11 protein-coding genes are annotated in these 14,327 nt (G+C 43.8%); 5 read left to right on the forward strand and 6 right to left on the reverse strand.

The window, feature by feature from the left end; genetic code table 11:
• Nucleotides 1-48: 48 nt before the first annotated feature.
• A complete protein-coding gene (pflB, locus tag GWD08_RS05945; protein WP_159550023.1) occupies nucleotides 49-2,373 on the reverse strand; it encodes a formate C-acetyltransferase in 2,325 nt (774 codons plus the stop codon).
• 213 nt (nucleotides 2,374-2,586) lie between these two features.
• On the opposite strand from pflB, the gene dinB reads away from it, so the two are divergent.
• Nucleotides 2,587-3,681 carry a DNA polymerase IV gene (dinB, locus tag GWD08_RS05950; RefSeq protein ID WP_159545404.1) on the forward strand — a complete coding sequence of 365 codons (1,095 nt, stop codon included), beginning with the start codon at nucleotides 2,587-2,589 and terminating at the stop codon, nucleotides 3,679-3,681.
• Nucleotides 3,682-3,770: 89 nt separating this feature from the next.
• Here dinB and GWD08_RS05955 read toward each other — a convergent pair whose 3' ends face one another.
• The 4 genes from GWD08_RS05955 to rnhC form a co-directional block, all read right to left on the reverse strand.
• Nucleotides 3,771-4,256: a hypothetical protein gene (locus tag GWD08_RS05955; protein WP_159564751.1), complete on the reverse strand. Its 486-nt coding sequence runs from the start codon at nucleotides 4,254-4,256 to the stop codon at nucleotides 3,771-3,773.
• A gap of 77 nt (nucleotides 4,257-4,333) precedes the next feature.
• Nucleotides 4,334-6,721, reverse strand: a complete 2,388-nt coding sequence (recD2, locus tag GWD08_RS05960; protein ID WP_159564753.1) for an SF1B family DNA helicase RecD2 — start codon at nucleotides 6,719-6,721, stop codon at nucleotides 4,334-4,336.
• A gap of 57 nt (nucleotides 6,722-6,778) precedes the next feature.
• Nucleotides 6,779-7,372 carry a signal peptidase I gene (lepB, locus tag GWD08_RS05965; RefSeq protein WP_159545410.1) on the reverse strand — a complete coding sequence of 198 codons (594 nt, stop codon included), beginning with the start codon at nucleotides 7,370-7,372 and terminating at the stop codon, nucleotides 6,779-6,781.
• A gap of 14 nt (nucleotides 7,373-7,386) precedes the next feature.
• A complete protein-coding gene (rnhC, locus tag GWD08_RS05970) occupies nucleotides 7,387-8,307 on the reverse strand; it encodes a ribonuclease HIII (protein ID WP_159564755.1) in 921 nt (306 codons plus the stop codon).
• 483 nt (nucleotides 8,308-8,790) lie between these two features.
• Between rnhC and GWD08_RS05975 the strand changes: the two genes are divergently transcribed.
• The 4 genes from GWD08_RS05975 to trxA all read left to right on the forward strand — a co-directional run bounded on the left by GWD08_RS05975 (nucleotide 8,791) and on the right by trxA (nucleotide 12,641).
• Complete coding sequence (locus GWD08_RS05975; protein ID WP_159545414.1) at nucleotides 8,791-9,099, forward strand: hypothetical protein; 309 nt, start codon at nucleotides 8,791-8,793, stop codon at nucleotides 9,097-9,099.
• Nucleotides 9,100-9,101: 2 nt separating this feature from the next.
• Nucleotides 9,102-9,647 (forward strand): CvpA family protein, encoded by a 546-nt coding sequence (locus GWD08_RS05980; RefSeq protein WP_159564757.1) that lies wholly within the window; start codon nucleotides 9,102-9,104, stop codon nucleotides 9,645-9,647.
• Between the two features lie 259 nt (nucleotides 9,648-9,906).
• Nucleotides 9,907-12,240 (forward strand): endonuclease MutS2, encoded by a 2,334-nt coding sequence (locus tag GWD08_RS05985; protein WP_159564759.1) that lies wholly within the window; start codon nucleotides 9,907-9,909, stop codon nucleotides 12,238-12,240.
• An 86-nt stretch (nucleotides 12,241-12,326) separates the two neighbouring features.
• Nucleotides 12,327-12,641, forward strand: a complete 315-nt coding sequence (gene trxA, locus GWD08_RS05990; RefSeq protein WP_159545420.1) for a thioredoxin — start codon at nucleotides 12,327-12,329, stop codon at nucleotides 12,639-12,641.
• Between the two features lie 328 nt (nucleotides 12,642-12,969).
• Here the strand turns inward: trxA and mutY are convergent, their stop codons facing one another.
• On the reverse strand, nucleotides 12,970-14,133 hold the full coding sequence (gene mutY, locus GWD08_RS05995) for an A/G-specific adenine glycosylase (RefSeq protein WP_159564761.1): 1,164 nt from the start codon (nucleotides 14,131-14,133) through the stop codon (nucleotides 12,970-12,972).
• Between the last annotated feature and the right edge of the window lie 194 nt (nucleotides 14,134-14,327).

Consider the following 14,327-nt stretch of genomic DNA (forward strand, 5'->3'; position numbering starts at 1 on the left):
AAAGGAAAAAGTAGAGGCTGGGACAAATGTCCACAGCCTCCTAAGATGTTATTTACCTGTAAGAGCTTGTGCGCTATCATCCATAGAAAGGACTTCGTGGAAGACGCGGTGTGTTAATTCGGTTTTTTGTTCAGGAGTGAGGTATTTAGTGTTGACACAGTAACCAGAGATACGTACGATAACGTCTTCGCCGTTCATGATCTTGTCATAAACATCTTTAAGGTCCATGACATTGAGGTTGACGTGTTGACCACCATTTTCAAAGTAACCATCAAGGATTGTTACCAAGTTATCTACTTGTTCATCAAAGGTTTTACCTAAAGCACGAGGAGAAACTTGGGTGGTTAAGGAAATACCATCTGCAGCATAGCCAAAGTCAAGACTAGCAAGGGAATTGAGGTTTTGTAACCAACCACCACGTGCCTTGTTGGAAGGGTTTGCCCCTGGTGAGAAGAATTCAAGTTTAGATAAGTTGGTTGTACCATCTTCGTTAAGGAAGACACCTTTGTGAACAGGTGAGTTACCAGTTTGTTTAGAATAAGCGACATTAGAAGTAATGGTAAGCAGTGAAACGGTTGCTTCAGCATTCTTGTAGAGTTTGTGGCTACGAAGACGATTCGTGTAAGCTTCGATTAACCATTCAGCCAATTCATTTGAACGAGGGTCATCTTCACCCCACCGAGGGAAGTCACCTGTGGTTTCGTAGTCATAGATATAGCCATCTTCATCACGGATTGGTTTAACAGTAGCGTATTTAATCGCTGAGAGGGTATCAACAGTGTTTGCAAAACCACAGATACCAAAGCCCATGTTTGCTCGTTGTTGTGATGGCAAAAAGGCCATTTGGACAGCTTCGTAGTTGTATTTATCAGTCATATAGTGAATGATATTTAAGGCATCTACATAAGTATCAGTCAACCAATCAAGCGATTTTTCAAAGTTAGCTTTAACAGTGTCAAAATCAAGAATCTCATCAGTGACAGGTTCAATATCAAAGACTTTATAGTCTTTATGAACATCGTCATAACCCCCATTAAGACCTGTAAGTAGAGCCTTAAGCACATTTACCCGAGCACCAAAGTATTGAATGTTGTGGCGTTGTTCTTCGTTTTCAGGATCAAGTGGTGACACACAACATGAAATACAAGACATTTCGCCATAGCCGTCTTTAGCCATTGTGGTTACCCCTTCGTACTGGATAGAAGAGTGTTTGTGACTCATAGTCATACAATAACGGCGGAAGGCATATGGTAATTTATCAGTCCAAAGGACGGTTAAGTTTGGTTCTGGTGCGTTACCAATGTTATCAAGGGTGTTTAAGAAACGGTAGTCCATCTTGGTAACACGGTGGCGGCCATCATTTCCCATACCAGCCATAGAAGTGGTGATAAAGGTTGGGTCACCAGAGTAGAGTTCATCATAAGCTTTGGTCCGTGCAAATTTCACTGTCCGTAATTTAAGGACGAAATCATCAACAAATTCTTGGATTTCTGATTCTGTGAAGGTGCCGCGGGCAAGGTCACGTTCAGCGAAGATATCAAGGACGATTGGCACCCGACCAAGGGAAGTTGCAGCGCCATTAATCACGCGACAAACAGCCATAAAGGCAATGTTGACCCATTGGATAGCTTCTTTGACGTTTTCAGCTGGTCGACGTACGTCAAAGCCATATAAATCACCAAGTTTTGCGACTTCACCAAGAGCTTGGTATTGGAGGTTGATTTCTTCACGCAAGCGAATGGATTCTTCATCAATTTCAGTAATCGCATTCCAGTCGTTGACCTTTTCTTGCATCAAGTAGTCTGCACCGTAAAGGGCAAGACGCGCATATACACCAATAATACGGCCCCGCGAGTAAGCATCTGGTAGACCGGTTACCGTATGAGCGTGGCGAGCACGACGAATATTTGAGGTGTAGGCACGGAAAATACCATCATTAACAGTGGTTACATATTTGGTGAAGATTTCGTGCACATCTTGGTCTGGCTCATAACCATTTTCTTTAAGTGTTGTTTCTGCCATCCGGATCCCACCTTTTGGCATGAAGTTCAATTTGAACAGTTCATCATTTTGGATACCGTAGATTAGCTCATTTTCTTTGTCAATGTAGCCTGCTGGGATGTCAGCAATAGAAGTTGGCCGTGTATCATAAGGGAAGCGGCTGGCTTCATATTGGGCTTTAGTATCTTCGATAATTTTTTTGATGTTTAAGGAACGTTGTGTAGGACCGGCAAGGAAACTTTCATCGCCATCATAAGGGGTGTAGTTAGCTTGCACAAAGCGTGAAACGCTAGCTCTTTCTTTCCAGTCAGTACCCTTGAAGCCTTCCCAAGCTTTCTCAAAAACATCTGTGTTTGTTTTTACAGTTGCCATAATCTCTCTCCTTATATTGGTGGTAACAAGACCATCTGTTGTCATTACACCTATAGTGTATCACAGGTAAAGCGTTTTCCCAAGCATATTTCTTGACAAGCATGAGATTCTTTTATATTACAGACTTTTAAAACAGATGTGAACTGTATCATAAGATCCTTTCTTGGCCATGCTGTGTTAAAAGGGTATAATAATAGAGAGAGGGAGGCTGGTATGTTAGTATTTCCATTATTAAATGACACATCACGCAAGATTATCCATATTGATATGGATGCCTTTTTTGCCTCTGTTGAAGAACGCGATCAGCCAGCCTTAAAAGGGCATCCCTTGATTATCGGTCGTGATCCACGTGAAAGCGGCGGGCGCGGGGTCGTGTCAACCTGCAATTATGAAGCTCGAAAATATGGCATTCACTCTGCTATGAGCTCAAAAGAAGCCTTTGAACGTTGTCCGCAGGCTACCTTTATTTCCGGGAATTATGACAAGTACCGCGCTGTAGGTTTGCAAGTAAGAGCGATTTTCAAACGCTATACTGATCTGGTGGAGCCTGTATCCATTGATGAAGCTTACTTGGATGTTACTGAGAATAAACTAGGGCTAAAATCAGCTATTAAAATAGCAAAGCTGATTCAGGTGGCGATTTGGGAGGAACTTGGCTTGACCTGTTCAGCCGGCGTTTCCTATAATAAATTTCTGGCCAAATTAGCTAGTGATTATGATAAACCACATGGCTTGACCCTGATTTTACCAGAAGATGCTCTGCCCTTTCTAAGTAAGCTCCCCATTGAAAAGTTTCATGGAGTCGGGCAAAAATCAGTGGCAAAATTGCATGAAATGGGTGTTTATACGGGTAAGGATTTACTTGCAATTCCTGAGACAACACTAATAGATCGCTTTGGGCGTTTTGGTTTTGATCTTTATCGAAAGGCGCGAGGCATCAGTTACGCTCAGGTCAAGCCCAATCGGATTCGAAAGTCAATCGGTAGTGAGCGGACCTATGGTAAGCTTTTGTATGCTGATGCTGATATTACCTTAGAGATCAGCAAAAATGCCAATAAGGTTGCAGCAGTCTTAAAAGAGCAGCATAAGCGGGGAAAGACGATTGTCCTAAAGGTTCGCTATGGTGATTTTTCCACGCTAACCAAGCGCATAACACTAGAAGAGAGCACCCAAGACACAGATAAAATTGAACAAGTCGCGCAAGCCATTTACCAAAGCCTTGATGAAACTAAAAAAGGTATCCGTTTGCTCGGGGTGACCATCACTAATCTCGAAGAGGCGATAGAAGCAATCCGATTGGAATTATAAAAAGGATACCCGACAAACGTAGGTATCCTTTAGTCTTAGAGCTAAGATTGAAGAAGAGCTGTCCTTTTTCTAAGGCAGCTCTTTTAGGATTAAGCTTCTGAGGCTTGTTCTGGTTTATGATTTAGAGTCTTGGCTTTGCTGTAAGAAAAATAATAGAGCGCGACAAAGGCCAATTGGATGAGATAGCCAATCAAAGCTGCTGGTTTAAATGCTTGTCCAGAAGCCAGCGTTGAAATAAGATTAATAGCTACCAGGCCAAAACCAAGGTAATAGGGCAGGTAAATGAGCTCACTATTTTTCTTGAGACGTGATAGGTTGCGAGCCGCAAAAACAATAATGGCAATCATCAAGGCCAAGGACACAACTGTAATAAAAATAGTAAAGGGACTCGTGCTTTGTTGGATGGCTGCGACCTGCTCAGCGCTCATCTGACTGGTGTCAAGCTCGCCACTCGTTTTTAAGAAAATGATGGAAATCAATCCCAAAAAGGTCAAAGCCGTAAAAATGCTCTCAAGGGTAATAATAACCAGATTTAGAGAGCGAAACGACTGGCGAACTTTTTCGTATGAAATCATAATAACCTCCGATTATTGTTTGATGGTAATAATACAACAATAGTATAACATAGTCCGCATTAAAATTGGAGTCAATTTTATATTTTTTCAAAAAAACTTAAAATATCTTCGTCCGTAAGCCCAATCATCGGATCAATCGTCATCAGATTATCACTGGTGAGGCGGTAGTCTTGGCTTTCTTTGGCAAATGGGCGCTGCTGAGAGCTTGCTTGCTCCCTAGGTGTCCCTTTCTTAGCTTGTGGCTTTGCTGCTTCTTGGTCCTTTAGGGCCTGAAAGCGCTCAACCAGATAAGTTTGCCGCTTATCACCTTCCTTACTAACTGCGTAAGCAAAGGCTTGATACTCACCAAGCAGAATTAACTTGCTTTTAGAGCGCGTCACTGCTGTATAAATCAAATTGCGCTGCAAGAGCCGACCGCTCTGGCGGGTGATCGGCAGAATAACCACCTGAAATTCACTTCCTTGGGCCTTGTGAATGCTCATGGCGTAAGCAAGTGTGATTTTCAGCCACTCAGACCGAGGGTAGGTTAGCTCGGCTCCCTCAAAAGTCAGCACCAATTCGTCTTGCTTGGATTCGGTGTATTTGCCGGGAATAAGGTCGGTGATATAGCCAATATCGCCATTAAAAACATTGGCCTGAGCGTCATTAACCAAATGAAGGACCTTGTCTCCTTTACGAAAAGTCAAATCATTAAAGGTAAATTGATCACCAGCAACATAAGGATTAATCAGCTCTTGTAACAGACTGTTTAGGTTATTGATCCCAGCTAACCCCTTGTAATTAGGGGCCAAGAGCTGGATTTCTTCAGCTGGAATCCCGCTTTTAAGGGCTGCGCTGACAATCTTAGTAACCATCTCAGGGATGTGGGCGGCTTGGGCCTCAAAGTAGGAACGATCCGCTTTTTTAGCGGTGAAATCGCCGGGCAGGTGACCTTGGCGCATGTGGTTAGCCAGCTCAACGATAGTCGAGTCAGCGGACTGCCGGAAAATCTTCTGCAAAGCCAGCTGAGGTATGGCTGGCACCTGCAGGAGGTCAGCTAGGACTTGACCTGGTCCGACCGAGGGCAGTTGGTCACTATCGCCCACGATAATGACCTGGGTGTTTGACGCGACCGCAGCGAGCAGTTGATTGGCCAACCAGGTATCCACCATGGAAAATTCATCCACGATTAGTAGGTCACAGTCCAAATACTCATCAAGTGCCTGGTAGTCATTGTCACCATTGAGGCCTAGGTGGCGGTGAATCGTGGCACTTGCAAGGCCCGTTAGCTCATTCATCCGCCGCGCAGCCCGGCCAGTAGGCGCTGCTAGGATGATGGGCAAATCCTTTTGGTGAAGGTCTAAGTCATGCAGATGCGCATAGGCTTCCAACAAGCCTTTAATGACTGTGGTCTTGCCGGTACCAGGACCGCCTGTTAAGATAAAGACTTTGCTGTTAAGAGCCTGCAGCAAGGCGTTTTTTTGGACTTGGTCATAGACCAAGTGATTAGTGGTTTGCACATGCTCAATAGCCTTGGATAATTGGTCCTGGCTAAAGCTTGTGTCTAAAGGCGTGGTCAGTAAGCGTTTGATGTGGTTTTTGATCCCTTCTTCGGCATAAAATAAACTGGCATCAAAAATTCTTGTCTCGCGGTTATAGACCTTTTCTTCCTGGATTAATTCGTTCAAAGCAGAAGCAACAGCTTCAGGTTGACATTCAATGGGTCTTGCTTCCTCTAATAGGATAATCGTGTATTCGAGCAGATCGCGGGCTTCAATATAGGTATTGCCTTGTGTAAGTGAGCGTTCTAATAGGGTATGTAACAAGGCTGCGCGCAGCCGCTGTGGTGCATCACTAGCAATTCCTAAGGACTTAGCCAATTGATCAGCCAGTTTAAAGCCAATGCCTGGTACCTCTTCAACTAAGCCATAGGGGTTGCTGGTCACGCGCTTAATGGCTTCTTCTTTGTAGTGATCATAAATGTCAAAAGCTTGACGGTTGGTGACGCCAAGCTCAATCAGTCCAGCAATAATCTGCTCGGTGCCATAATTTATGCGTAATTTAGTTAAAAAAGCTTCGCGATTGGCCTTAGAAAGGCCAGAAATAGCTTCTAATTTGCTTGGGTCCTTTAGGATTTTATCAATCGGATCGCTCCCATAAAGGGCAATAATCTTCTCAGCTGTTTTTTGACCAATACCTTTAAAATGTTTGCTGGCAAAGTAGGTAACCAGGCCTTGAGCACTGGGCTTGGCTTTTTCATACCGACTCAAGGCCACTTGTTGCCCGTACTTAGGATGCTGGATGAGCGGCCCCCAAAAGGTGTACTCGTCTCCTTCGATGATGTCGGCCATGGTGCCTTTAATGATGATCTCAGCCTCAGCAAAATCACTATCAGTGTCGGTAAGCTCTAGCAAAAGGATTTTGAAGAAGTTACTGGCATTTTCGAAGATAATTCGCTCAACAGTACCGGTAAAATAATAATCCATAGGTAGACCTTTCTAATGAAGATAGTTTAAGACCTGCTAAGCAGCAGGCCTTAGGGGTTAAGGGAATAGTTTAAAAGAAGGGAGCGGCCAGTACCGGAGCTTGACTTCGCCAACAAAGTTAGCTTTTTTAAAAGTACCGACTTCGCGACTGTCGCGTGAGACAATGCGGTCATCACCAAGTAAGAAGTATTCGCCTTTTGGTACATGCACAGTGAATTCAGTGCGCCCTTGATTATCAGTGGTAAAGGCGTTGGAATTAGCTGCTAACTCTTGAAAGAGGGAACTGTATTCGTAAGTGCTGGCTAGTTTATCTTTATTAAAGGCTTTTTTAAAGCGATCAAGGTAAGGTTCGTGCACTTTTTTATGATTGAGGTAGAGAGTGTCGTTTTTGTAGGTGATAGTATCACCAGGTAAACCAATCACGCGCTTGACGATTTCTTTAGTTTGCCCCTGCTCTTCTTCTTTAGCGACGACAATATCAAAATGGTCAATCTTAGCATGTTTAATGACAATTAAACGTTCGTTATGAGCCAGTGTTGGGTCCATAGAATGGCCATCCACCCGTACAGGTTGCCAGATAAAAAGGCGAGAGAGGCCTAAGATGAGAACAAAGAGGATAAAGAATCCCCATTCTTTAATGAAGTTTTTCATAGTGCTCCTTTAGTTTAATCAAATGATTTGCTTAATTGTTGGGCTTTGCGGGTGTTGGCAAAGTGTTGTTTGGCGCTGTAGGTCAAAGCTTCCATCCCATAGGCGCGCAGTAGGTCGGCAGCTACCTGATCAGAGGCTTTGCCTGCGCCACTAGGCAACTGATAACCGAGCTCCTCGCTTAATTGTTTGAGATTAGCAAGAAAGAGGTTGCGGGCGATAATCGAGCTGACCGCAACGGCTAGTACTTGACTTTCTGCCTTTTCCATAAAGGTTAAGGCATTGGGAAAATGATTTTTCTCACCTCGTAGATGCTTTTCGTAGTTCTTTTGCGACGTAAAAGCATCAATGACAATCTTTTGCGGCGTGTAGCCCTTATTCAGTAACAAGTAAATCGCCTGATTGTGTAAGGCTACCTTGATGGAAACAGCATTATAGGGCTTGTCCTTTCCGACCAATTGATTGTACTTTTTGGGGGATAATAAGAGAGCCTGATGCGGAATCCTTGCTTCTAATAGAGGAGCTAGCTGCTGGATGCGCTGGTCATTGAGATTCTTGGAATCATCAACGCCAATCTCCTTTAGCCAGGCTTGGTCCGTTGGAGTGACATAGCTTGCAACCACAGCAATCCCACCAAAATAAGAGCCATTGCCAACCTCATCGCTGCCAATCAGTGGGCAGGCTTGGTCAAAAGTTCTTGCCAGTGAAGACGAAGCTGTCCTTGTGGTTTTAGCACTTAGTCCCAAATCGGCGGCAATCTGGGCTGTGGCTTTGCCCTGAATCACAACCTTGCCAGAAGTATAGGCAGTAATCGTGGCCGCTTGATATTTTGCGGCAAAGGCGACATAGGGGCTAGCGTTTGCGATTAAATAACCTTCTAGCTGCTGCCTAAGCCTTTTTAGTTCTTTGGGCGAACAGGTGATAACAGATGTGTTCATAAAGCTTATTTTACCACAAAATTTCTTTCTTGGGGAAGTCCGGTTTTAAAAAGCTAAGGCAAAAGTTAGTCATTAAAAAGAGTAACAAAGAGATAAGCATTTCTCTGTTTCCATCTTCAGATGAAAACATTCAGGACTAGAGGCCAAAAATAGCTTAAAGCTGCCATCCTCCTGAGTAAAAGTCAGCCCGCTATTTAGTCATTCAGGGCTGTTCATTTGAGATTTTTCATTTCTTAATGCAATCGGCTAAGCTGGCTGAGCCAAGTTATCTGCCAACAAGTGCTCAGCCAAATGATGTCTAAGTCAGTATGGCCTTATCAAACAGACCTCGGCATATAAGGCATACAAAATTTGGGTGACAAATAATCTTAGCTCTTTGATCTAAAGTAGCTCCAGATAAGCTGGGATGAAAAAAGCAGCTTAACAGCTTACCTATTTTACGAAAGTTCTCATTTAAGGTATAATGCTAGGTGAGGTGTCCTTATGAATAGTAAAAACCGTTATAAATTTACCTTTGGTGAAAAGACCTTAACCCTAACGACTGACAAAGATAATCTTTTTATGGAAGAAGTTGAAGCTGTTGCAAGGGAGAAATATGAAGCTATTAAAGCAAAACTCCCTGCGGCTGATGATGAAACCATTGCTATATTAATGGCGATTAATACCTTATCGGTACAATTAAATCGTGAAATTGCTTTTGAAACGTTAGAAAAAGAAGTCACTGAACTAAGAGAAAAAACAGTGATTGGGCTGCAAGAAAAAGCCAAGCAATCAAATGAGGATAAGGAGTAATCATGTTGTCCTTAATAATTATCCTGATTATGGCCTGGCAGTTTTACCTTGGTTATAGTCGAGGTCTGATTTTACAAGGCTTCTATTTCGTAGGGGCCCTGATTTGCTTATTTATCGCTAAGCATTTTTATCAAGACTTAGCACAAAAAATTGCGCTTTGGGTGCCCTATGTGAACCCTGCGCAAGGGACCCAAATGGCTTTTTTTAAGTCAGTCAGTCTCTTTGATCTAGATAAGGTCTACTATGCTGGGGTTGCTTTTGTCGGGATTTTTTGTCTGGCTTATGCTCTGCTTCGCTTGCTTGGCCTTGTCTTACATTTAGCGCCGGTGCATCGCTTTGATAACCCAAAAACAGCCCTTCTAGCAGGACTACTCAGTGTCTTTGTTTCGATGATGTTCATGAGCATGGTGCTATCTGTTTTGGCAACGCTTCCTTTGCCTAGAATTCAAAATCTCTTCCATCAGCAGTTCCTGGCGCGCTTTTTGATTGATAAGTGCCCCCTAATGACAGCTTTGTTGGAAAAATGGTGGATAACAAACATTATCTAAAACAGCAGCTAAGCGTTGAGGAAATCAAGCCAGGCAGACCTTATCACGTCACGGGAAATGAAGCTCTGACTTAGCTGAAGCGGTGCATAATTGCCACGAAGAAGGCCTGAGGTGGTCCACACAGCTAGTCCTTTGTCAGTTAGTCTCGTGCATCTAGCTAGAAAGTGAGGAGAACTCAAAAAGCAGTCTTGAGTCCTCTCTCACTCTTTTTTATCTCACAATAAGGAAACAAGTCAGAAAAAAAGGTATAATGTGCAGTATGGAAAGAAAAATTTTAGAACAGTTGGAATTTGCCAAGGTTAAGGCACAGTTTCAACCTTACCTGCAAACAGAAGCAGGGCAAAAGGAACTGTGGGAGCTTGAGCCTGAGTACCGAGTAGAAAAGATCAGGCATTTCTTTGCTGAAATCGCCGATATGCAGGCGATTTTTAGTGACTATCATCAGTTTGGACTGGGTCAGCTAAGCGATGTTAGCCAAGCTGTGAAGCGGCTGGAGCTAGGCGCTGATCTCAATACCGAGGAACTCTTAGACCTAAAACAGATCCTGTTAGCTTCAGCACAAGCTGTGCGTTTTTACCAACAGCTCGAAAATGTGCAGCTCAAGGCACTAGATCGGCTCTTTGAAAACCTTGAGGCCATACCTAACCTCCAAGGTAGCTTACAGGCCATTAATGAAGCTGGTTTTGTGGAAAATTTTGCCAGTCCAGAACTAGAGCGAATTCGCCGTCAGATTACAAAAAATGAGCAGCAGAGCCGGCAGTTGCTGCAAGAAATGGTTAAAAAGCATCGTGATTACCTTTCTGAAAGCCTAGTGGCTAGTCGAAATGGTCGTAGTGTTTTACCAGTTAAAAACACCTTTCGTAACCGTATTGCCGGTGTGGTGCACGATATTTCCGCCTCAGGCAATACCATCTATATTGAACCTCGGGCTCTGGTTCAACTAAATGAAGAATTAACCCAGTTGCAGGCTGATGAACGCTATGAGATCATGCAGATCCTCCACCACTTATCAGACATGCTACGGCCGCACAGCTCTGTTCTTGCAAATAATGCTTGGCTCTTGGGACATCTGGACTTTGTCCGGGGCAAGTATCTCTACATGGCTGAGCACGAGGCCAGTCTACCTACGATCAGTCAGACAAAAACCATCCAATTATATGCCGTTCGTCATCCCTTGTTAAAAAAACCAGTGCCTAATGATATTCACTTTGCTCAGGATCTTAGCGTCATCGTCATTACCGGCCCCAATACAGGTGGTAAAACCATCATGCTAAAAACCCTAGGTTTAGCCCAACTCATGGCCCAGTCGGGATTACCGATACTAGCAGCTCAAGGGTCTGTGGTTAGCGTTTTTAACGGCATTTTTGCTGATATTGGAGATGAGCAATCTATTGAGCAAAGCCTATCAACCTTTTCAAGCCACATGACGCATATCGTTTCCATTCTAAACAAGGCTGATCAGGATTCCTTGGTGCTTTTTGATGAGCTTGGTGCAGGGACCGATCCCCAAGAAGGGGCTAGCTTAGCCATGGCCATTTTAGAGCAGCTGCGCTTAACACAAATCAAAACGATGGCGACCACCCATTATCCCGAATTAAAAGCTTATGGCCTTGAGACGCCTCACGTAGAAAATGCCAGCATGGCATTTGACAGCCAGACGCTAAAACCGACCTACCATTTTATGCAGGGCGTACCAGGTCGCTCCAATGCCTTTGAGATTGCTAGGCGCTTAGGCCTTTCAGAAGTAATTGTTCAAGAAGCTGAGCAGATGACAGGTACTGATAGCGATGTTAATCGAATTATTGAACAGCTTGAGAGCCAGATTCAAGAGAGCCGCAAGCGGCTGGAGCGGATCACAAGCGTTGAACAAGAGAACCTCAAATTCAACCGGGCACTCAAAAAACTCTACAAGGAATTTGCCAACGAACGGGACCAAGAACTACAAAAAGCTAGAGACGAAGCACAAGAAATTGTCGATATGGCCCTATCAGAAAGCGAAGCGATTTTAAAGGAGCTGCATGCCAAGGCTCAATTAAAACCACATGAAATCATTGAGGCTAAAGGCCAGCTCAAACAGTTAGTGCCTAAACAAGACTTGAGTCAAAATAAGGTGCTTAAAAAAGCCAAAAAGGCCCGTGCCCCACAGCTTGGGGATAATATCATCGTCTCAGCTTATGGGCAAAGAGGGACCTTGATTAAGGCCTTAAAGGATAATAAATGGGAGGCCCAGATCGGCCTGATAAAGATGACCCTAACTGAAGATGAATTTCAACTGGTTAAGCCAGAGCAAGAAAAGCAAGCACCTAAGAAGCAAGTGTCTGTTGTCAAGAAAGTTTCTCAATCAGCTGGACCTCGGGCTCGCCTTGATTTGCGAGGCAAACGTTACGAAGAGGCCATGCAGGCATTAGATGCCTTTATTGACCAAGCCTTGGTTAACAACATGAGTCAAGTCGATATTATTCATGGAATCGGCACCGGTGTTATTCGTGAGGGAGTGATCACATATCTGCGCCGCAACAAGCATGTTAAAAGTTTTGGGTATGCCCCTCAAAATGCCGGTGGGTCAGGTTGCACGATTGCTAACCTAGGCTAGTTGCCTAAATACCGTAGCAGAAATTTGCCTTATAGGCTATTTTCCCATAAAATAAGGATACGATAAAATAGTAAAGGAGAATGCAAATGGCACAAGCTATTACAGACAAAACATTTGAATCAGAAACTAAAGAAGGTCTTGTGTTAATTGATTTTTGGGCAACCTGGTGTGGTCCATGTTTGATGCAAGCCCCCATTCTTGAGCAATTGGCTGGAGAGTATGACGAAGATCAGCTAAAAATTGTTAAAATGGATGTTGATGAAAACCCAGAAACTGCTAGGCAATTTGGCATCATGTCCATCCCAACACTCATGTTCAAAAAAGACGGCGAAGTGGTCAAACAAGTCGCTGGTGTACACACCAAAGACCAAATCAAAGCCATTGTCGCTGAATTAAGTTAATGGGTAAAAAAGCTAAACTCAGTAGGGTTTGTCTTTCATCTCAAGAGGCTGGGCAAAAACGGGCTTCAAAATAAAACCACACAGCGGTTTTCTGTCTTGAAAACAATCAAGATGTGAGAATTACTGTGTGGTTTTTGAGTGCTTGAAGTTTTGAAGGCTAGATGCTTAGCCGATTTTGTTCGATTCATACTCAGAGAAGAAGAGGGCCTTTAGAAAGTTAGTCTAAAGGACTTTGATAGTGTTATTTTTAAGCTGAGGCCTGCTTTAAAAGCAAACTTGCCAGCTTTTTATCAACCTAACGGTAAACAAAAAGTGAAGTGTTTAAGCTTCACTTTATGGCATTTTCTTGGTGGTTCAAGTAGGCTTGGACCATTTTCTTTTGCGGGGTGGCAAAGGGATAGTTGTCAAAATCAGCTAGAGCTACCCAGGCCAATTGCCGGTCACTCTTTAGCGTTGGCTGACTAACGTGTCCTGCCAAAAGCTCGATGGTCCACTTTTGGTGGCTAAAAGTATGCTTGACTGGTCCAAAGCTCGCATCACTCCACTGTGGCATTAGCTGATAGGTATCCTGAAAAACTGCCTTTTGAGAAATCGTTTCAAGAACGTGGTTAGTATCCGTCTCAAATAAATCGAGCTGCTTGCTGATTAGGTTGGTCTCAACGATGGGAAAAGACCAAAAGCCTCCTAAGAGTCTACCAGCATTATTTTTTTCTAGTAAAAACTGTCCCTGTTCGTTACGGATGATGAAGGCCTGAATGTGTAGGGGTCGTGGCTTTTTCTTGGGCAGCTTAATGGGGTATTTATCCATGGTGCCGTGCAAATAGGCTGCGCTAAAAAAGCGAATGGGACTTTCATCAGGTCGAGGATTTTTCGCAGACTCAATATCGGTGCCCAGATCCATCAGGGCTTGGTTGAAATCCCCAGGTCTTTTTGGATCAATTAAGATTTCCATGATCGCCTGAAAAATCTTGCGATTTTTAGGATTGCCAATATCATAATCCACTTCAAACAAGCGTGCCATCACCCGCATGACGTTACCGTCAACGGCTGGCTCTGGGAGATTAAAGGCAATACTGGCAATTGCTCCCGCAGTATAGGGGCCGATGCCTTTTAAGCTAGCAATGCCCTCGTAGGTACTTGGGAAGTGCCCCTGGTGTTCGTCCATAATTTGCTGGGCGGCTTTTTGCATGTTGCGGACTCGCGAATAATAGCCCAGGCCCTCCCAGGCCTTGAGCAGTTTTTCTTCGGGGGCATGGGCCAGGTCAGCCACCTGAGGAAACCAGTCTAAAAAGCGTTCATAATAAGGAATCACAGTTTGCACTTGGGTTTGTTGCAGCATGATCTCTGAAATCCAGATGTGATAGGGGTTGGTCGTTCGTCGCCAAGGCAAATCACGCTTTTCCTGGTCGTACCAATGCAAAAGCGTCCGCCTGAACGCAGCAATCTTATCCTTTTCCCACATGGTTATTCCGTAATCTTGTAAATTTAGCATAGCTTTATTGTACCAAAGAAGGTCGAACTAAGGCAAAAATAACTGTCCTAGAAAGCTGGAAGTTTTTATGAATCATTCCCGTAGTTAGTTATTCCATAGCCATCATAGCTTTTCAAACCCTCAAAAAAGAAAAATCGCCACGTTAAGTAGCGATTTCAGATTGAAGACAAAGCTCTAGGAATTGATTTTTCTAG

The sequence above is a fragment of the Streptococcus halichoeri genome, assembly GCF_009870755.1.
In the GTDB taxonomy this organism is placed as follows: Bacteria; Bacillota; Bacilli; order Lactobacillales; family Streptococcaceae; genus Streptococcus; species Streptococcus halichoeri.

What these genes read in the sequence shown, in the direction of transcription:
- pflB (WP_159550023.1), bottom strand. Translation starts at nt 2,373, where the DNA reads ATGGCAACTGTAAAAACAAACACAGATGTTTTTGAGAAAGCTTGGGAA.
- dinB (WP_159545404.1), top strand. Translation starts at nt 2,587, where the DNA reads ATGTTAGTATTTCCATTATTAAATGACACATCACGCAAGATTATCCAT.
- GWD08_RS05955 (WP_159564751.1), bottom strand. Translation starts at nt 4,256, where the DNA reads ATGATTTCATACGAAAAAGTTCGCCAGTCGTTTCGCTCTCTAAATCTG.
- recD2 (WP_159564753.1), bottom strand. Translation starts at nt 6,721, where the DNA reads ATGGATTATTATTTTACCGGTACTGTTGAGCGAATTATCTTCGAAAAT.
- lepB (WP_159545410.1), bottom strand. Translation starts at nt 7,372, where the DNA reads ATGAAAAACTTCATTAAAGAATGGGGATTCTTTATCCTCTTTGTTCTC.
- rnhC (WP_159564755.1), bottom strand. Translation starts at nt 8,307, where the DNA reads ATGAACACATCTGTTATCACCTGTTCGCCCAAAGAACTAAAAAGGCTT.
- GWD08_RS05975 (WP_159545414.1), top strand. Translation starts at nt 8,791, where the DNA reads ATGAATAGTAAAAACCGTTATAAATTTACCTTTGGTGAAAAGACCTTA.
- GWD08_RS05980 (WP_159564757.1), top strand. Translation starts at nt 9,102, where the DNA reads ATGTTGTCCTTAATAATTATCCTGATTATGGCCTGGCAGTTTTACCTT.
- GWD08_RS05985 (WP_159564759.1), top strand. Translation starts at nt 9,907, where the DNA reads ATGGAAAGAAAAATTTTAGAACAGTTGGAATTTGCCAAGGTTAAGGCA.
- trxA (WP_159545420.1), top strand. Translation starts at nt 12,327, where the DNA reads ATGGCACAAGCTATTACAGACAAAACATTTGAATCAGAAACTAAAGAA.
- mutY (WP_159564761.1), bottom strand. Translation starts at nt 14,133, where the DNA reads ATGCTAAATTTACAAGATTACGGAATAACCATGTGGGAAAAGGATAAG.